Raw genomic sequence first — 19,697 nt, forward strand, 5'->3', positions numbered from 1 at the left:
TTCGGCCGTTAGAAAAAGAAGCGCGAGCTATGTAGCGCGCTGAAAAACAGGCGGGTTTCCCCGCCTGCTCAAACATTACTTCTTAGCGCGCTCTTCGAGCATTGCAACTGCTGGCAGTACTTTGCCTTCCACGAATTCGAGGAATGCGCCGCCGCCAGTGGAGATGTAGGAGATTTTGTCAGAGATACCGAACAGGTCGATTGCAGCCAGAGTGTCGCCGCCGCCTGCGATGGAGAACGCGTCGCTGTCTGCGATTGCGTTAGCCACGATTTCAGTACCTTTACGGAAGTTCGGGAATTCAAACACGCCAACCGGACCATTCCACAGGATGGTTTTCGCGTTTTTCAGGATGTCAGCCAGCTGCTGTGCAGAGGCGTCGCCGATATCCAGGATCTGCTCGTCTTCTTTCACGTCAGCAACGGATTTCAGAGTCGCTGCCGCAGTTTCGGAGAACTCAGTTGCCACGCGCACGTCAGTCGGAACCGGAATGTCGCAGGTAGTCAGCAGACGTTTAGCTTCATCAACCAGGTCAGCTTCGTACAGGGATTTACCGACGTTGTGGCCTTGAGCGGCAACGAAGGTGTTCGCGATACCACCGCCAACGATCAGCTGGTCAGCGATTTTAGACAGAGAGTCCAGAACGGTCAGTTTGGTAGAAACTTTAGAACCACCAACGATTGCCACCATCGGGCGAGCCGGTTCTTTCAGTGCTTTACCCAGTGCGTCCAGTTCAGCCGCCAGCAGCGGGCCTGCACACGCAACGTCAGCAAATTTGCCGATGCCGTGAGTAGAAGCCTGAGCACGGTGAGCGGTACCGAAAGCATCCATCACGAATACGTCGCACAGCGCAGCGTATTTTTTGGACAGTGCTTCGTCGTCTTTTTTCTCGCCTTTGTTGAAGCGAACGTTTTCCAGAACAACCAGTTCACCTGCAGCAACTTCAACGCCATCCAGGTAATCTTTAACCAGACGTACCGGGTTAGACAGTTTGTCTTTCAGGTAATTAACAACCGGCAGCAGAGAGAATTCTTCGTTGTACTCGCCTTCGGTCGGACGACCCAGGTGGGAGGTTACCATCACTTTCGCGCCTTGTTTCAGGGCCAGTTCGATGGTCGGCAGGGAAGCACGGATACGCGCGTCGCTGGTTACTTTCCCTTCTTTAACTGGTACGTTCAGATCCGCACGGATAAAAACACGTTTACCAGCAAGATCCAGATCGGTCATCTTAATTACAGACATGGTGAATCCTCTCGTTGATTCATAAAGTTTTGCAGACGCATTCGCGTCCTACCTGAAACCTTGTGCGGCCATCGCTAACGTGGTGTCGAGCATTCGGTTAGCAAAGCCCCATTCGTTATCACACCAGACCAAAGTTTTGATCAAATGCGCCCCACTCACTCGCGTTTGGGTGCCATCGACAATGGCACTGTGCGGATCGTGGTTAAAATCTGTTGAGACCAACGGTAATTCCGTATAGTCAACTATACCATGAAATGCATCCCGTGCTGCTTTTTGCAGCAACTGGTTGACTTCATTAGCGTTTACCGGATTTTTTACCGTTACGCTAAGATCGATTGCCGTGACGTTAATGGTCGGTACACGCACCGCAATCGCTTCGAATCGATCGTTAAACTGCGGGAAAATACGCGTAATCCCTGCAGCAAGCTTCGTATCGACCGGAATGATCGACTGACTTGCGGCGCGTGTGCGGCGCAGGTCCGGGTGATACGCGTCAATCACCTGCTGATCGTGCATCGCGGAGTGAATCGTCGTCACCGTTCCCGACTCAATGCCCCAGGCATCATCCAACAATTTTATGATGGGGATTATGCAATTCGTGGTACAGGAGGCATTGGAGACAATACGATGTTCAGGGCGTAACGCGTCATGGTTCACGCCATAAACCACCGTTGCGTCGAGGTCGTTGCTACCGGGATGTGAAAAGAGCACCTTCTTCGCACCTGCGGCGATATGTGCTTCGCCGTCAGCGCGACTACCGAACACGCCGGTACAATCGAGCACTACATCAACCGACAGTTCGCGCCAGGGCAGCGCGTTAATCTCGCGCTCGTGCAGAAGACGAATGCTGTCGTCACCGACAAATAACTGTTCCCGCTCCTGGCGAACGTCCCAGGCAAAACGGCCATGGCTGGTGTCATATTTCAATAAGTGCGCGATGCCCGCAGCATCCGCCAGTTCATTGATTGCCACCACGGTGATTTCCGCACGGCGTCCGGATTCATACAAAGCACGAACCACGTTACGCCCAATGCGACCGAAGCCATTAATCGCTACGCGTACGGTCATAGGTCTCCTGCAAGGTCATCCCAAAGCAATGTGGCTGACAGAGTAATGCAGCAATTCATTCCGGGAAACCTTACCTGCCACAAACAGTGACTGATTGGTCAAATGTCGAACACTTCATCGACTGAAACGCTTCAGCCAGAATAAGCGAAACCTGGAATAAAAGGAATGATTGTCCAGACAAACGCACCAGGAATCTGACATACATCACATTTCTACAGGAATAATTTGCAGCGTTATGCCAGAAGGAGTCGGGCGATGGAATAAAGACCGAGTACGGAATCAGACTATCTCTGAATGAGTGATTAGGCGAAATGAAGGGTAAAATTTGCTCGTCGATGCGTAAGTCATCGCCAGGTGCAACGGCGCGGGGACTTTTTCCGTGCGGCTCCTTGCACTGGAAAAAGAAAACCCCCGTCGTTGCGGTATAAAAACAGGCAAACTACGGGGGTGATCCATGACTCTCAACAGGTCTAGGATAGCCGCTGACGCTTGCCGCTTCAAGCAGGATGTGCGGTATGGATATTCTGAAATTCGCCGTACTGATGGTTGTAATTCATATAACAGTATCGTCAACGATATATGATGATTTACACCCCTCGCCGATTCATCGCGTTATTTATACGCTAAGCGATGGAGGGGTTCCGTACCGTTACTCTTAATTTGAAACTGGCTAACGTTGTACCTTGACTAGCCCCGCTTCGGCGGGGCTTTTCTTTGAAAGAAATAAATTCGCACTATTCATAGATACCTTCAATATTTATTTATCGTCGCGTCTGTCACACAATCCCGTTTTTACGATGATAAACTCCTCACTCGGTTTTAAATAAACACAGCAGCCATGCGGCCCGCATGATAACTAATAATTATTAGCGACATCAATAAAAACCACGCTAATTACATTTATAAAATAAATATAAAACCTCTGAAGGCCGTGAATAAAAATAGAGGAATTCATCCGAGTTATCGTCGGACGAACTATTCACAAGGATAATTTATGAAGCAGCAGATGCAAATGATTGGCCAGGCCATGCTGGTCCCCATATCAATTATCACCATCGGCTCCATGTTTATGGGCTTTGGGAGTGCCTTCACGAATACAGAAACCCTTGCAGCGTTGCATCTCTCCTCGCTTATCAGCAAAGGTTCGCCTGGATACATCGCCTTTAGCGTCATGAAAGCCACCGGCGATGTGGTCTTTCGCAATCTTCCGCTCTTCTTCTCCATCGGCGTCGCTTTCGGGTTGGCAAAGAAAGAGAAAGCCTGGGCCGCGTTTTCCGGCGCGGTATGCTTTATGGCGATGCATTACATCCTCAACACGCTGCTGGATTCCCAGGGCATCAGCGCGCAAACCACCACCGCAGACTGGTTTATCACTCAGCAGCACATGGACCCCGTCTCCGCCGTGCAGAAGGCCTCTATCTATACCACCGAATTGGGTATGTTCACCTATCGCATGAGCGTTTTCGGCGGGATGGCGGTTGGCCTGACCACCGTCTGGCTGCATAATCGTTTATACAACGTGAAGCTTCCGCTGGTGCTTTCATTCTTTGCCGGTACGCGAACGGTACCCATCGTTACGCTGGTTGTTGGAGCGTTGATGGGCGTGGCGCTCTATTTTATCTGGCCGCCCATCGGCTGGATGCTGGCACAGTTCAGTAAAATGATCGGCGATTCCGGTCTGTTCGGCACCTTTATCTGGGCCATTGCCGATAAATCGCTTCTGCCCGTCGGGTTGCACCACCTCATCACCACGCCTATCCGCCTGACCGAGCTCGGCGGGTCGATGGAGATTTGCGGCAACCTGGTCAGTGGCACCACCAATATTTATATGGCGCAGCTGGGATGTGAGTCCTCGCACGAGCTACTGGTACGCGGTTTCCAGTCTGGCCGCGTGGTGATTCACTTCGGCGCGTTGCCGGGTGCCGCACTGGCGATGTACCACTGTTCACGCTCAAGTCATAAAAAAGTGGTCGCCGGCTTACTGCTCCCCGTCGTCGCAACCATGATGCTGTTTGGCATCACCGAGCCCATTGAATACACCTTTTTGTTCGTCGCGCCGTGGCTGTTCTACTTTGTGCACGTACCGCTGACCGGCCTGATTTTTGTTTTGTCAGAAATGGCGAACATTTCCGTGTATGGCGGTTGCCTGAAGGACATTCTTCCCGTTCTGCTCCAGCCGGATAAACTCGATATGTGGGGCTACCTGTGGCTGACCCCGCTCTTCTTCGCCGTTTATTATTTTTTATTCCGCTATCTGATTACGCGCTTCAACGTGATGACCCCAGGCCGCGAAGAGGACTCCGCCGCAGACGAAGACGTCAGGCTGTTCAGTAAGCAAGATTTTAAAGACAAAACAAACGCCAGCACGGCGCAAAGCAGCCTTTTTGCCCAGCAGATTATTGATGCCCTGGGTGGCCCACAAAATATTTCGCAGTTCGATAACTGTATTTCCCGACTACGCGTCGAGGTCATTGACCCGGCTCGCGTCGCCAGCGATGACGTCTGGAAAAAAAGCCTGCGCGCGAAAGGCGTCGTCCACGTCAGTGAGAAAGGCCTGCAAGTCATTTATGGCGCGGAAGTGGTCATGATCGCCGGCGACTGCAAAGAACTGCTGGGGGAAGCGTAATGGAATCCACTACCCTGCACCAATCCGTTGTGGTTCATCCCTATGACGAGAAACAGCTCAGGCCCGTCACCTTCGAGGTGGACTGCGAGGTCGAGCGGCTGATTATTAGCTACCGTTTTAGCGAGGGTCATGTGGTGGATTTGGGCCTCGCACACGGCGATGACATCATTGGCTGGAGCGGCGGCGCGCGAAAGGAGTTGGTTATCAGCGAATCATTCGCCACGCCGGGTTACCGCCACACGCCCATCAACAAAGGCACATGGTCGGTGATGCTCGGTCTGTACAAAATTCGGGGCGAATGCCGCATTGATATCGATATCACCCTGCAGCGCAAAACATCCCGATGGCTGACGGGCGATACGCATGTTCACTCGGAACACAGCGATGGCAAGCTTTCTGTCGATGCGCTAATTGAGCGCGCGATGGGGCAGAATTTTGATTTTCTGTGCCTGACCGATCACAACACCACCTCGCAGAACCGGGTGATTGCCGGAATGAACGCGCCGCTGACGCTGATTCCGGGTATGGAGCTGACCACCGATCGCGGGCACGTTAATTTTCTTGGTCTGACGCAGCCCGTTGAACGCTTTCTTCCGCATTTTAGCGAGCAAGATATCACGGCCAAAATGGACGAGGCTCGCCGTAACGGCGCACGCATTGGTATCAATCACCCTTTCTGCCACTACTGCCCCTGGATGCTGCCGTTTCGCGGCCACGACTGGCTGGAACTGTGGAATGGCCCATGGGATGCCACCGGCAATGAGATGACCTTCCAGTACTGGTTGCAGCTGCTGTACGACGGCATCAAGGTACCGGTCACCGCAGGCAGCGATTTCCATAAAGAGAAAGGTCAAATCCTGCCGCGCATCAGCGTACGAACGAGAAGCGCAGAGCGCGAGGATATCTTGCGTGGTCTTGAACGTGGGCAAAGTTATCTGCAAAGCGACAGTGATACCCGACTAAACCGCTTTGTCATGGGCGACGCCGGTATCGGCGACACCTCTGACAGCGCCCTGCTTCAGGTCAATCTCGATACCCGCCCCGACAACCAGGTGCTGCTCTACACGCAGAAGAAAATCTATCTGCTTAACAACCGTAACGGCCATATCAATCAGGAAGTGGATTGCAGCGACAGCGCGTTTGCTTTTTTACGGGTCAACCGTGAACAGACGGCTCAGTTGATTACCAACCCCATTTTCAGGGAGTGAAAAATGAAACGCGTACACATTATCTATAAAACGCATCTGGATATCGGCTTCACCGATTTTGCCCAGGTGATTGAAGATAAATATCTGAATGAGTTTATTCCGTCGGTTATCAATCTTGCCCAGCAGGTGAACCGCGACGGGCAAAAAAACTTTATCTGGAGCTGCGGCTCCTGGCTGATTCAGCGCTATTTCCAGAAAGCGGATCGCCCTTCTCAGGTGCGCCTTGCCGAGGCAATTAACCAGGGTGATATCGTCTGGCATGCGTTACCGTTCACCACGCACAGCGAGCTGCTGACGCCACAGCTGTTACAGCATGGCCTTTCTTACAGTCGGACGCTGGATGCTCGTTTCGGGCGTCACACCATCGCCGCGAAAATGACGGACGTTCCTGGCCATCCGCAAACGTTGATTCCCTGGCTTGCTGATGCAGGCGTTCGTTACCTGCATCTTGGCGTTAACCCGGCATCCTGCCCGCCCGATGTGCCGCCGCTGTTCCTGTGGAAATATGGCGATCGGAGCCTTATCGTTAACTACTCCTTCGGCGGCTACGGTAATGAAACCTGGTGCGAAGCGCTGGATGAGTTGCTGGTCTTCTGCCATGCGGAAGACAACTGCTCGCCGCCCTCGGCAAGCGATGTGTTGCAGCTTATCGACCGCTACCGGGAGCGCTATCCGGAGGCGGAAGTCAGCGCGTCCACGCTCGATAACTTCGCCGCGCGGCTGGAAACCGTGCGTCACACGCTGCCGGTCATTGAGGCCGAAATGGGCGACACGTGGAATCACGGAATCGGCACCGATCCGGCGAAAGTCAGTCGCTACCGTCGGGTGACAAAGCTGCTTGCACAGATGCCGCAGCCCAATCCGCAGGCGCTGGATGCACTGCTGATGATCCCGGAACACACCTGGGGCATGGATCTCAAATTGCATCTTGGCGATTACAGCCACTACCTGCCCGAGGAGTTTGATTGCGCACGTAAAGCCGACAACGTTACCGATCCGATGCCTGAGAAATACGCATTCATTCAGCAGTTTGTCGATAAACTTCCGCACCGTAAAATTCGGGGCTATCGCCATTTTGCCCGTTCGTGGCAGGAGCAGCGAAACTATCTGGAAAGCGCATTTACCCATCTTCCCGACGCGCTGGTGCAGGCAAGCCAGCCCGTTCCCGTTGAGGTAAAGGGTGAGGTTACGGTTTCTCGTACATTCCGCTTTGGTGATTACACCCTCTCTCTGGCGCAGGACGGTAGCCTGGCGTCGTTGCGGATAGCTGAAACCGAGCAGCTTCAGGCTCCCCTTGGACGGCTGATTTACCGTCAGGTGGGTTATCAGGAGTATGACCAGTTCCGCGAGCGCTATATGCAAAACATGGAGGTGACCTCCGTCTGGTCGCTCTCCGATTTCACCAAACCAGGCATGGAGCTCTATTCGCGCCCTGTCACCACACAACAGGCGGATTTCGCGCTACGCCAGGCCCGCTGGCGTGAAGACGATGAGGCCTGGTATTTACTGGCGATAACACGCCCGACGGCGGACAACAGCATGATCATCCGTCTGCCGGAGGAAATCCGCACCGAATACCGTTTTAGTAAAATCCGCCACGATGTCACCCTGCGCGTCACGATGATTGGCAAACAAGCCAACCGCCTGCCGGAGGAGATCTGGCTGCAACTCGGCCTTGCCGACACACAGCACAGCCAGTGTCACAAGCTGGGCTACCCGCTGAACTGGCATAACGTCATTAAAAACGGCAACCGCAACCTGCACGCCGTCGAGTCTGCAAGCAACCCGTACTGGACGCTTAACCCAATCGATGCGCCGCTACTGGCGCTGTTCGAACCGCGCGTACTCTGTTTTAACGATCACCCGCAAACCAGTACCAGCCTTTATGGCCAGCTTTATAACAACATCTGGGGTACCAATTTCCCGATGTGGTATGAGGAAGATATTCACGTTGAATATCAATTGCATTTCCACTTGGGAGAAACCGCATGAGCGACGCCCGCACCATCCACGCGGTATCGCACACCCACTGGGACCGTGAATGGTATTTCTCCACGCTCGATACGCAGCTGTTTGCCCTTAAGGCATTCAGCGAGTTAATCGAAGCGCTGGAGAACAACCCGCGTTTCGTTTTCCATCTTGATGGGCAAAGCTCCATTTTCGATGATTTCGTTCGCCTCATGCCCGAAATGGCTCATCGCGGTCAGGCACTGGTTGCACAAAAACGGTTACTGATTGGCCCGTGGTACACACAGCCAGACCTGTTCAACATCAGCACCGAGTCACTGTTCCGTAACCTGCGCGTCGGCATTCATCATGCGAAACAGGCGGGTTATTGCATGCAGGTGCTTTATTTGCCCGATACCTTTGGCAGCCACGCGCAGCTTCCACAAATCGCCCGCGCGTTTGGCCTGCCCGCCATTTTGCTGCGTCGCGGTTATGACCCCAACGTAATGGGCCCGACAGAGCTCAACTGGGAGGCGCTGAATGGCGACAGCGTGACCACCGTCATCACGCCGTTCGGCTATTCACTGGCGCACCCGGAACGCGGCGGTCGCTGGCGAAATTTCTCTCGCCACCATCTGGATGAAGAGACGTTCCCGTTGATCGCGCGAATGAAAACCTTAACGGCATCGGAGGATCTTCTCTGCCCGATCGGCGGCGATCAGGTCAGTTGCGACGCAGATTTTAAAAGACTTATTGATGAGATCAACCATCACAGTGACGATCGCTGGGAAGTGAGTAGCTATGAACGCTTCTTTGCCACATTAAATGGCAAAACGTTACCGCCCTGGCGCGGAGAGTTTCGTATTCCACGCCTCGCACGCGTGCACAAAAGCATTGGCTCATCACGCTACGACATCAAAAAAGCCAACTTCGATGCCGAAGAGATCCTGACCCGTCTGGCAGAACCGATGCTGGCGATCGCCCGCCTGAACGGCATCGCCCACGGTGACGCGCTGCTTGAACAGGCTTGGCGCTGGCTACTGGAAAGCCACGCCCACGACAGCATGGGGGGCTGCAACAGCGACGAAACCAACCGCGATATCCTTCACCGTTGCCGCCAGGCGCAACAGATTGGTGAGGCGATTTACAGCCTCCACGCGCGTCAGATTCTGGCGAACCTCGCACCAGACAAAAACTATCGCTTCCTGCTCAGCAACGGCACCAGCAGCCCAACCGTCACGATGCGCCAGCAAACGCTCATCACGCCGCAACCCAGCTTCAGCGTGCTGGATGAAACAGGCCAACCGGTACAGGTTGTCTTACGTCAGCAGCAAAAAATTCAGCGCCCTCGTCACGTGTTGCTCACCCCGGATGGCGAAGTCGAAACCGAACAGCAGGCGTGGTACTACGAAAATGTGGTGGATATTCTTAATGCGCCTGTTCCGCCGCTGGGTCTGGCGCTATTCTTCGTTGCTCCAGCGTCTGCGCCACAGCCTCTGCTCGCCAACACGCCGGAAGCGACGGCGATTGAAAATGCGTACTATCGCCTGAGCCTGCACCGCAACGCATTGCGGCTGGAGGACAAAATTCAGGGTCGCGTGCTGGAACCGCTTCTTCACTTTCACGATGTTAGCGATGACGGCGATCTTTATGATTTTTCTCCTCTTCCCGGCGACGACGGTCTGCTCTTTTCGGCATTTCAGCGCTTGGCAATACGCCATCATCCGGCGCATCAGGAGATGCACCTTCGCGCCACGCTCACTTTGCCGGAAGCGCTGAACGACGATCGCCGCACGCGTAGTGAAAACACACGATCTGTCGCCGTAGAACTGATCGTTACGCTCGAAGACAACATCATCCGTTTTGCCATGAGCGTCGATAATCAGGTCCGCGAGCATCGCCTGCAGCTGCGTTTTAACAGCGGAAAAGTGATAAACGCGGTAACCGCCGATGTGCCTTTCGGTTCAATCGTGCGCGAAAACCAGGCCATCAACAGCGCTGCGGGTTTCGCCGAAATGCCTGTCGATAGCGAACCATTCATGCACCAGTTGAGCGCACATCCGGACTTCCACTTCTTTGCGCGTGGCCTGAAAGAGTATGAATATCACGGGCAGGAGCTGCGCGTAACCCTGTTTCGTGGCACCGGTAATCTTGGCAAAGATGATCTGCTCTATCGTCCGGGTCGCGCCTCCGGGCAGCGGATGGCAACGCCAGAAGGCAACCTCATTGGCAAACTGCATTTTGAATTTGCTCTCTGCCTGGCAGCACTCTCGCCTGCCCAGCTCGCCGTTCGTCAGCAACACTACAGCTTCTCGCCTGTACTCTGGCAATGGCAGCAAGATCGCAGCTGCCTGCATCGGCTGGATAACTTTGATCTGCATATTCCGCAGCAGAAAATGGCGCGGTTGAAGATTCTGGACGCACTACCAGAAGGATTCATCGTCAGCGGCGTAGACGTGCTGTACGGGCAAACGCTGGTGAGGCTTTACAACCCTTCAGCGGAGGCGTTACCGATTCCCGCACCGTGGCTGCCGCACCTGTGCAACGCCATGGGCGAGCCGGAGGAGAAAACCCGGTTACGGGGTTATGATCATTTAACACTTAAAGTGGAGTAAAAAGGGGGGCCGGTCGTTTTACCGCCGGCCGGGCTTCCCTTTATGAATTCTGAAAGTGCGCTGGCGGACTTTAATCCCCACACTTCTTATGCCATCGTCCGCTTTTTAACTCACGGATGAAAGCCATGGAAGTGCCTGTGCTAAAAATACCTTTTCAGCCCCAAAAGATTGTATTCATCACCTTTTCGGGACTCATCATTCTTTTCCTGATGCTCCTCTCCTGGTACACCGTCAACGAAGGTGAACGCGGTATTCTCTTGCGTTATGGAAAAATTGTGAAAGTTGCCGAGCCGGGTCTCGGATTTAAAATCCCGTTTATCGAAGGCGTGGAAAAGATTTCGACTCGCAATCAGGCAGTCGTTTATCAGGGGCTACAGGCTTACAGTCGCGATCAACAGCCCGCGCAAATGACCGTATCCGTCAGCTTCCATATTCCGCCTTCAGAAGCTGGCGCGGTCTACACCACCTACAACACCATTGACGCGCTCAAAGACAGGCTGATTGTCCGCCAGCTTCCTACGCAGCTGGAAAACGTATTTGGTCAGTACACCGCCATCAGCGCGGTACAGGATCGTACTAAGCTGGTTCAGGACCTGCAAAACGCGATGCGTAAAGCCGTTATTGGCCCGGTTGTTATCGATGGGGTACAGATTGAAAATATCGACTTTTCCGATGCTTATGAAAAATCGATTGAAGACAGGATGAAGGCGGAAGTTGCCATTGCCACCCGTAAGCAAAATCTGGAGACCGAAAAAATCCAGGCGCAGATTGCCATCACCCAGGCGCAGGCAGAAGCCGAAAGTAAGCTGGCCTCAGCCAAAGCCGAAGCTGAGACCATTCGTTTAAAAGGTGCGGCAGAAGCAGAAGCCATTCGCCTGCGCGGCGAAGCGCTGCGCGATAACCCGAATCTCATCGCGCTGACCACCGCTGAACGCTGGAACGGTAAACTGCCGGATACCATGATCCCCGGTGGAACGATGCCGTTTATTTCGACGAAATAAAAAAAGGGCCGCTTTCGCGGCCCTTCTCACAAAGCATCTTACCGATTACAGCAGCGCTTTTGCTTTCGCAACAACGTTGTCAACGGTGAAGCCAAACTCTTCAAACAGCAGCTCAGCCGGTGCAGATTCACCGAAGGTGGTCATACCGACGATAGCGCCGTTCAGGCCAACGTATTTGAACCAGTAGTCTGCAATACCTGCTTCCACTGCAACGCGTGCGGAAACGGCTTTCGGCAGAACGGATTCACGGTAAGCCGCATCCTGTTTGTCGAATGCGTCGGTAGACGGCATGGAAACCACGCGCGCTTTCACGCCTTCGGCAGTCAGTTTTTCGTAAGCAGCAACCGCCAGTTCAACTTCAGAACCGGTAGCGATGAAGATCAGTTCCGGCTGACCGGCACAGTCTTTCAGTACATAACCACCGCGTGCGATGTTTGCCAGTTGCTCAGGTGTACGTTCCTGCTGCGCCAGGTTCTGACGGGAGAGGATAAGCGCAGTCGGGCCATCCTGACGCTCAACACCGTATTTCCACGCGACCGCGGATTCAACCTGGTCACACGGACGCCATGTGGACATGTTCGGGGTTACGCGCAGAGAAGCCACCTGCTCTACCGGCTGGTGAGTCGGGCCATCTTCGCCCAGACCGATGGAGTCGTGGGTGTAGACCATTACCTGACGCTGTTTCATCAGCGCAGCCATACGCACGGCATTACGCGCGTATTCTACGAACATCAGGAAGGTAGAGGTGTACGGCAGGAAACCACCGTGCAGAGAGATACCGTTCGCGATCGCAGTCATACCGAATTCACGTACACCGTAATGGATGTAGTTACCGGCAGTATCTTCGTTGATAGCTTTAGAACCAGACCAGATAGTCAGGTTAGACGGTGCCAGGTCAGCGGAGCCGCCGAGGAATTCCGGCAGCAGCGGGCCGAACGCTTCAATCGCATTCTGAGACGCTTTACGGCTGGCGATTTTCGCCGGGTTAGCCTGCAGTTTGGCGATGAATTCGTTGGCTTTCGCGTCGAAGTCAGACGGCATTTCGCCTTTCATACGACGAGTGAATTCAGCAGCTTCCTGTGGGAAAGCTTTCGCGTAAGCAGCGAATTTCTCATTCCAGGCAGATTCTTTCGCCAGGCCTGCTTCTTTCGCATCCCACTGCGCATAGATTTCAGACGGGATTTCGAACGGCGCGTATTTCCAGCCCAGTTTCTCGCGGGTCAGCGCGATTTCAGCGTCGCCCAGCGGCGCACCGTGGGAGTCGTGGGTGCCGGCTTTGTTCGGCGAACCGAAACCGATGATAGTTTTGCACATCAGCAGGGACGGTTTGTCAGTCACTGCGCGCGCTTCTTCTACTGCGCGTTTGATGGAATCAGCATCGTGACCATCAACGCCACGAACCACATGCCAGCCGTAGGCTTCGAAACGTTTAGCGGTATCGTCGGTGAACCAGCCTTCAACGTGACCATCGATAGAGATGCCGTTGTCATCGTAGAACGCAACCAGTTTACCCAGTTTCAGGGTGCCTGCCAGAGAACATACCTCGTGAGAGATACCTTCCATCATGCAGCCGTCGCCCATGAACGCGTAGGTGAAGTGGTCAACGATGTCGTGGCCCGGACGGTTGAACTGCGCCGCCAGCGTTTTTTCTGCAATAGCCATACCGACTGCGTTGGCAATACCCTGACCCAGCGGACCAGTAGTGGTTTCTACACCGGCGGTGTAGCCCACTTCCGGGTGACCCGGCGTTTTGGAGTGCAGCTGACGGAAGTTTTGCAGTTCAGACATCGGCAGATCATAACCTGTGAGGTGCAGCAGGCTATAAATCAGCATGGAGCCGTGGCCGTTAGACAGCACGAAGCGGTCACGGTCAGCCCAGGAAGGGTTCTGCGGGTTGTGGTTCATGAAATCACGCCACAGGACTTCGGCAATGTCAGCCATACCCATCGGGGCACCCGGGTGACCGGATTTGGCTTTCTGTACTGCGTCCATGCTCAGCGCACGAATAGCATTAGCAAGCTCTTTACGTGAGGACATTTTGACTCCAGTTCGGACTGTTGAAGGCTATGCCCCTTAACGACTTGACGACCGCGCGTTATGGGCTACGCCAGAAAAAAGTGCCAACAATGTAACCCAAGCGACAAGTCATGTACATGGACCATCCTTTTGCCGCTTCAGAAATCTCCGGAACAGGGCACACTCTGCGCAAACCACTCGCTCATCTTTAAGGATTTTCTTTATACTAAAGGCATCTCTCGCTCCGTTTCTCTGGAGCAACTTTCAGATTTTATATAGATGAGTGAGTTCGGAATAACATCATGAAAACACGTGCGATCGTGCTGGCTCTGGGTGCGTCACTGCTGCTGAGCGGCTGTCAGAATATGGATTCAAACGGCATGTTAAACTCCGGCGCGGGTGCCTTTCAGGCCTTCTCGCTGAGTGATGAACAGGTGCAGGCGCTGAGCGACCAGGCCTGTAAGGATATGGATGCAAAAGCGACCATTGCTCCGTCTACCAGCGACTACAGCAAGCGTCTGAGTAAAATTGCTGCCGCGCTGGGCGATAACATTAACGGTCAGCCGGTGAACTATAAGGTGTACGTGGCGAAAGACGTCAACGCCTTTGCGATGGCGAACGGCTGTATTCGTGTATACAGTGGCCTGATGGACATCATGACCGATAACGAAGTCGAAGCGGTGATTGGCCATGAAATGGGTCACGTTGCGCTGGGCCACGTGAAAAAAGGTATGCAGGTGGCGATTGGTACCAACGCCCTGCGCGCCGCCGCCGCGTCAGCGGGTGGCATCGTAGGCAGTCTGTCGCAATCGCAGCTTGGCGATTTGGGTGAAAAACTGGTGAATTCCCAGTTCTCCCAGCGTCAGGAATCGGAAGCGGATGACTACTCTTACGATCTGCTGCGTAAGCGTGGCATTAATCCAACCGGCCTCGCCACCAGCTTTGAAAAACTGGCGAAACTGGAAGACGGACGCCAGAGTTCTATGTTTGACGATCACCCGGCATCGCAGGAACGTGCGGCGCACATTCGTCAGCGTCTGGCGGCAGACGGGATTAAGTAAGTTTAATGCCTCTCTTCTTCGGAAGAGAGGCATATTCATCATTGTGCAAAGCTAATGCGATTATTTTATTCATCATTAAATCGCATCAATCGCTAATTAAATAGCACGATTTGCTAACGATAACTGAAATTCGCCAAATAAATAATTTCAAAATATCGCGTTTCAAAAGATATTTATTTTGTCATTTACAAACTTCCTGTTCATTCTCTCCTTGAGAATAAACCAATGCCATATAATCCATAGTCCATCCCCTGTAAGCCTTGCCAGCTGTGGCCTGACATACCCGGCAATAATGAAGAAACATTTACACACATAATGATTGCAATCGTTATTCATTCAGGAGAATATCGCGAAGAACTCACAACTTTTAATATAGACAGACAGAGACGTTCCCGCCGTGAAAAATAAATTATCGTTAATTGCATTAGGCCTGATCGCCGCTACACCTGCATTTGCCAGCCAGCAATCTGAAAGCCAGGGCTTTGTTGATGACAGCCATTTAGATGTATTTTTGCGCAATGCGTATATCAACCGTGATTACCAGGATGGGCTGAAAGATAAAGCCGAATGGGGTCAGGGCATTGTCGCGACCTTTGAATCTGGCTTCACCCAGGGTGTGGTGGGTTTTGGCGTTGACGGTATTGCACAGTATGGTGTGCGTCTTGACGGCGGCCGTGGCCGCAGCGGCGCGGGCGGGATCGACTTCTTCGCCCAGGATAACGATGGCCGCGCGAAATCTGACCTCGCAAAATTTGGCGCAACGGTCAAAGCGCGTTTCTCGAATACGGTACTGAGCTACGGTACCCAGCGCCCGGCGCTGCCGATTCTGACGGCGGATGATTCTCGTCTGTTATACGAAACCTACACCGGTACCCTGTTGACCTCTAAAGAGATCGACGGCCTGGAAGTGAACGCCGGTTACTTCACCGACGAACAGCGTAAGAGTGACGATAGCCATAACTCCGGTCTCGAAAGCATCTCCTTCGGCGGCGCGAGCTATCAGTTTAACGACCAGTTCAGCGGGGCAATCTATGCCTCTCACATTGAAGATGTGATGAACAAACAGTACCTGGGCCTGAACTACAAACAACCGTTCAGCACCGGCCAGCAGCTGGTTCTTGATTTCAACGGTTATAACTCTCGCCTCACCCCAGGCTATGCTGAATCGCTGGATACCGGCCGCAGCAACAGCATCTGGAGCCTGGCAGCCAGCTATATCTGGGATATTCATACCTTTAAAATCGCTTACCAGCAGAGCAGCGGCAGCACCGGCTATAACTACGGCGGCTACCGTAACCAGGGCGGCGTAGGCGATGGCGGCAACACCATCTGGCTGGCGAACTCCTACTGGTCCGATTTTAACGGTGAAGACGAACGTTCATGGCAGGCATCTTACGGCCTGGACTTCGCGGGCCTCGGTTTACCGGGTCTGAGCTGGACCACCGCTTACGTGCGCGGCGATAACATCAAAACCTCGCAGACCAGCAACGGTAAAGAACACGAATGGTTCAACCAGGTGCAATACCAGGTTCAGGACGGCGTGGCGAAGGATCTGAAATTCAAAGTCCGTTACTCCGTACTGCGCGTCTCTAACAACGCCAGCGACTATAACGTGAGCGGGAACGAAGTTCGCGTGTACGTTGAGTATCCGTTCAACGTATTCTGACCCTCACCCTGCCCTCTCCCAAAGGGAGAGGGTAAAACCCTGCGCAAAATGTCACATCTCGCACTGTTTGTTCCCTCTCCCAAAGGGAGAGGGTTAGGGTGAGGGTGATAAATACCGCACCTTAATACAACGTCTTCTGCGGCGGCCCGGCAAAGCGTAGCGCGCCAATCTCGCCCATTCGCACTTCCACTACCGACGGCCCCGGCATCGCCAGCGCTTCGGTCATCGCCGCCTGGAAATCTTCCGCACGGTTCACCGTCCACGCCTGTAAGCCAATGGCCTGCGCCAGCGCGGTGAAGTCCGGCGTGTGCAGTTCGTTATAATACTGGCGGCCACCGAAGTATTTATCCTGAATACCGCGCATCACGCCGTAGCCGCCGTCATTCATAATTAACAGCGTCACGTTGGCTTTTTCCTGCGCCAGAGTCGCCAGTTCGCCCAGGTTCAGGCTCAGGCCACCATCGCCTACCAGCCCCACCACTTTGTGCTGCGGATTCGCAATCGCAGTGCCAATCGCCATCGGCAGCCCCATCCCAATCGCCCCGGCGAGGGAGTGGATGTTTTTCAGCGGCTGATGGGCGCGGAACAGACGACTGCCCCACAGGCTGCCGGAAACGGTGATATCACGCACCAGAATGCCGTCGTCCGGCAACGCATGTTCAATGGCATCATTCAGCCCGGCATACGCGCCACACTGCTCGCGCAACCCCTGTTCTGCTGCCACGACCGCCTGCTGCACCTGCTCATCCCACGCGCTATTGCCCCATTCACGCCCCTGGGCTTTCGCGGCTAACGCCGTCAGCAATGCGCCGCAGTCAGCGATAATTGTCTGATCCATCAGGTAATTCCGGCTTGCCGCCGCCGGGTCGATATCAATCTGCACGCGCGGTTCCGGCAGCGTCAGCGTCCAGGAACGGGTCTCATTACTGCGCAGGCGCGAGCCCGCCACCAGCGTGAAATCACAGGTTTCCATCATCGCTTCCACGGAAGGCGAGTTATGGAACGCGCGCAGGCTGGCGCGGTGATTATCCGGCAACACACCGCGGGCATGGGTGCTGGAAATGACCGTCATCCCGGCATCGGCCAGCTTCTTGACTGCCGCAGCGCTCGCCAGCGCCCCGCCGCCTAACCACAGCAGCGGTTGCTTCGCCTGCTTAAGCTGCGCCCACAGCGCATCAACGGTTGCGGTATCCGCCGCCGCAGGCATCGCCGGACGCACCGCTGCCGTCACCAGGGAAGCGGGAATTTTCGCGCCCTGAATATCAATAGGAATTTCCACCGACACCGGGCCACACGGCGGTGTCTGCGCGTCCTGAATCGCTTTATGCAGAATCGCTATCGCCTGATTGGCATTGCTGATGCGATAGGCACGTTTTGAGCTGGCCTTCAGAAAAGTCAGCTGGTCGCGCGTCTCGTGAATAAACCCGGTATCCGCATCCAGCCAGGCCTTTTCCACCTGACCGGTCAGATGCAGCAGCGGCGTGCAGGCGTTCATCGCCTCCACCAGCGCGCCAACCGCATTGCCCGCGCCTGCGCCGGTGCTGGTTAGCGCCACCCCCAGGCCGGAAAAACGCCCGTGCGCATCCGCCATCGTCACCGATCCCGCTTCTCCGCGCGCCGGGACGAAACGGATATTGCCACGCTGCCCGACGGCATCGGCAATCGGCAGGTTGTGGATAGAGATAACGCCATAGATAGCGTCTACCTGATACTGCTCCAGCGTTCTGGCAATGGCCTCGCCGACGGTAATCATTTCACTCATAACTCACCCTTATTCTTAGTCGCACCAGCGGTTGACGCTATTGCCCGTCGCCAGATAAATGCTCTTTTGTTGCATCCAGGCTTTCAGCCCCTGAATACCCTTTTCGCGGCCCAGACCGCTCTCTTTAAAGCCCCCGAACGGGGTCGAGATGGCGAAAACTTTGTAGGTGTTGATCCACACCGTGCCCGCTTCCAGCCGCTCGCTTAAGCGCAGCGCTCGCCCGGTGTCGCGTGTCCAGATACCCGCCGCCAGCCCGTAAACCGATGAGTTCGCTTGTAAAATCAGCGCCTCTTCGTCGGCAAACGGCATAGCCACCAGCACCGGGCCAAAAATCTCGTCCTGACAGACACGTGCCTGATTATTCAGGCCATCGATAATCGTCGGCTGGAAATAGCTGCCACTGGCAAGCGCCGGGTCAGCGGGAATTTCACCGCCACACAGCACGCGCCCGCCCTCTTTCTGCGCCAGCGCGACGTAATCCATCACGCTTTTACGGTGCTTTTCGTTAATCAGCGGCCCAATGTGCGTGCCTTCCTGATGAGGGTGCCCAACGCGCAGCCCACGGGTTAATTCCAGCAGCCGTGCCATCAGCGGTTGATAAACTGATTCGTGAATAAACAGACGCGAACCGGCGATACACGCCTGCCCTGCCGAACTGAAAATGCCGTAGCAAATGCCGCGCGCCGCCTGTTCGATATCGGCATCTTCCAGCACGATGGTCGGCGATTTGCCGCCCAGCTCCAGCGAGGCGGGGATCAGTTTTTCCGCCGCCACGTGCGCCAGATGCCGCCCGGTGGTCGTGCCGCCGGTGAAAGAGATTTTGCGAATCTGAGGATGGCGCGCCAGCGCATCGCCAATCACCGAGCCTTTCCCCGGCAACACGCTCAACAGCCCGGCGGGAAGCCCTGCCTGTTCAAAAATACGTGCCAGTTCAAGCGCCATCAGCGGCGTGGCTTCTGCCGGTTTGAGGATCACCGCATTGCCCGCCACAATCGCCGGAGCGACCTTCTGCATTTCGCTGGCAATCGGCGAGTTCCACGGCGTAATGGCCGCGACGACGCCCAGCGGCTCATAGCGGCTGAGGGTTAATACCTCCGCCATGCGCGGGGTCGGCAGTTCGCCTTCCAGCAGTTCGCAGGCCGCCGCAAAATAACGCGCCGTTCCCGCAGCACTCAGCACCAGGCCGCGCGCTTCCGGCAACGGTTTGCCGTTGTCGCGGCTTTGCATCAGGGCCAGTTCATCCACGCGCGATTCGATAATGTCCGCCACGTTGTGCAGCACTTTCGCCCGCTGATGCGGCAGCGCATTGCGCCATGCCGGGTCACGCCAGGCGCGCTCAGCGCTTTTAACCGCATCGTTCAGATCGTCGATGCTGGCGGCGTTGAGCGTGGCGTTCAGCGAACCGTCCGCCGGGAAGGTGCTCTGCATCGCTTCACCGTTACCACGTCGCCAGGCTCCGCCAACAAAAATAGAGAGTTCTTGCATATC

12 protein-coding genes are annotated in these 19,697 nt (G+C 54.7%); 7 read left to right on the plus strand and 5 right to left on the minus strand.

Annotated features, from left to right (window positions below):
* Positions 1–75: 75 nt before the first annotated feature.
* Both pgk and epd read right to left on the minus strand, forming a co-directional pair.
* Positions 76–1,239, minus strand: a complete 1,164-nt coding sequence (pgk, locus tag AC1MKH_RS20315) for a phosphoglycerate kinase (protein WP_276224179.1) — start codon at positions 1,237–1,239, stop codon at positions 76–78.
* A gap of 48 nt (positions 1,240–1,287) precedes the next feature.
* Positions 1,288–2,307 (minus strand): erythrose-4-phosphate dehydrogenase, encoded by a 1,020-nt coding sequence (gene epd, locus AC1MKH_RS20320; RefSeq protein ID WP_231826298.1) that lies wholly within the window; start codon positions 2,305–2,307, stop codon positions 1,288–1,290.
* 994 nt (positions 2,308–3,301) lie between these two features.
* Here epd and AC1MKH_RS20325 point away from each other — a divergent pair.
* The 5 genes from AC1MKH_RS20325 to AC1MKH_RS20345 all read left to right on the plus strand — a co-directional run bounded on the left by AC1MKH_RS20325 (position 3,302) and on the right by AC1MKH_RS20345 (position 11,704).
* On the plus strand, positions 3,302–4,933 hold the full coding sequence (locus AC1MKH_RS20325; protein ID WP_276224176.1) for a PTS transporter subunit EIIC: 1,632 nt from the start codon (positions 3,302–3,304) through the stop codon (positions 4,931–4,933).
* A complete protein-coding gene (locus tag AC1MKH_RS20330; protein WP_276224173.1) occupies positions 4,933–6,141 on the plus strand; it encodes a CehA/McbA family metallohydrolase in 1,209 nt (402 codons plus the stop codon). The genes AC1MKH_RS20325 and AC1MKH_RS20330 overlap by 1 nt, the downstream gene beginning before the upstream one ends.
* 3 nt (positions 6,142–6,144) lie before the next feature.
* On the plus strand, positions 6,145–8,133 hold the full coding sequence (locus tag AC1MKH_RS20335; RefSeq protein ID WP_276224171.1) for a DUF5054 domain-containing protein: 1,989 nt from the start codon (positions 6,145–6,147) through the stop codon (positions 8,131–8,133).
* Positions 8,130–10,703 carry a glycoside hydrolase family 38 N-terminal domain-containing protein gene (locus tag AC1MKH_RS20340; protein WP_276224169.1) on the plus strand — a complete coding sequence of 858 codons (2,574 nt, stop codon included), beginning with the start codon at positions 8,130–8,132 and terminating at the stop codon, positions 10,701–10,703. The genes AC1MKH_RS20335 and AC1MKH_RS20340 overlap by 4 nt, the downstream gene beginning before the upstream one ends.
* A 125-nt stretch (positions 10,704–10,828) precedes the next feature.
* A complete protein-coding gene (locus AC1MKH_RS20345; RefSeq protein ID WP_276224168.1) occupies positions 10,829–11,704 on the plus strand; it encodes a prohibitin family protein in 876 nt (291 codons plus the stop codon).
* Positions 11,705–11,749: 45 nt separating this feature from the next.
* Here the strand turns inward: AC1MKH_RS20345 and tkt are convergent, their stop codons facing one another.
* Positions 11,750–13,741 carry a transketolase gene (tkt, locus tag AC1MKH_RS20350; RefSeq protein WP_276224166.1) on the minus strand — a complete coding sequence of 664 codons (1,992 nt, stop codon included), beginning with the start codon at positions 13,739–13,741 and terminating at the stop codon, positions 11,750–11,752.
* A gap of 281 nt (positions 13,742–14,022) precedes the next feature.
* Here tkt and loiP point away from each other — a divergent pair, with 281 nt between their 5' ends.
* Together loiP and AC1MKH_RS20360 are read left to right on the plus strand one after the other, a co-directional pair.
* Positions 14,023–14,781 carry a metalloprotease LoiP gene (gene loiP / locus AC1MKH_RS20355; protein ID WP_015963094.1) on the plus strand — a complete coding sequence of 253 codons (759 nt, stop codon included), beginning with the start codon at positions 14,023–14,025 and terminating at the stop codon, positions 14,779–14,781.
* A 397-nt stretch (positions 14,782–15,178) separates the two neighbouring features.
* The gene (locus AC1MKH_RS20360) at positions 15,179–16,447 is read left to right on the plus strand and encodes an OprD family outer membrane porin (protein WP_015963093.1); all 1,269 of its coding nucleotides are present in this window, start codon (positions 15,179–15,181) and stop codon (positions 16,445–16,447) included.
* 121 nt (positions 16,448–16,568) lie between these two features.
* Here AC1MKH_RS20360 and AC1MKH_RS20365 read toward each other — a convergent pair whose 3' ends face one another.
* Positions 16,569–18,209, minus strand: coding sequence for a thiamine pyrophosphate-binding protein (locus AC1MKH_RS20365; protein WP_276224162.1), 1,641 nt, complete (start codon positions 18,207–18,209; stop codon positions 16,569–16,571).
* A gap of 15 nt (positions 18,210–18,224) precedes the next feature.
* Positions 18,225–19,694: an aldehyde dehydrogenase gene (locus AC1MKH_RS20370; protein ID WP_276224160.1), complete on the minus strand. Its 1,470-nt coding sequence runs from the start codon at positions 19,692–19,694 to the stop codon at positions 18,225–18,227.
* Positions 19,695–19,697 lie beyond the last annotated feature (3 nt).

The sequence above is a fragment of the Pseudocitrobacter sp. CD920760 genome, from assembly GCF_057782505.1.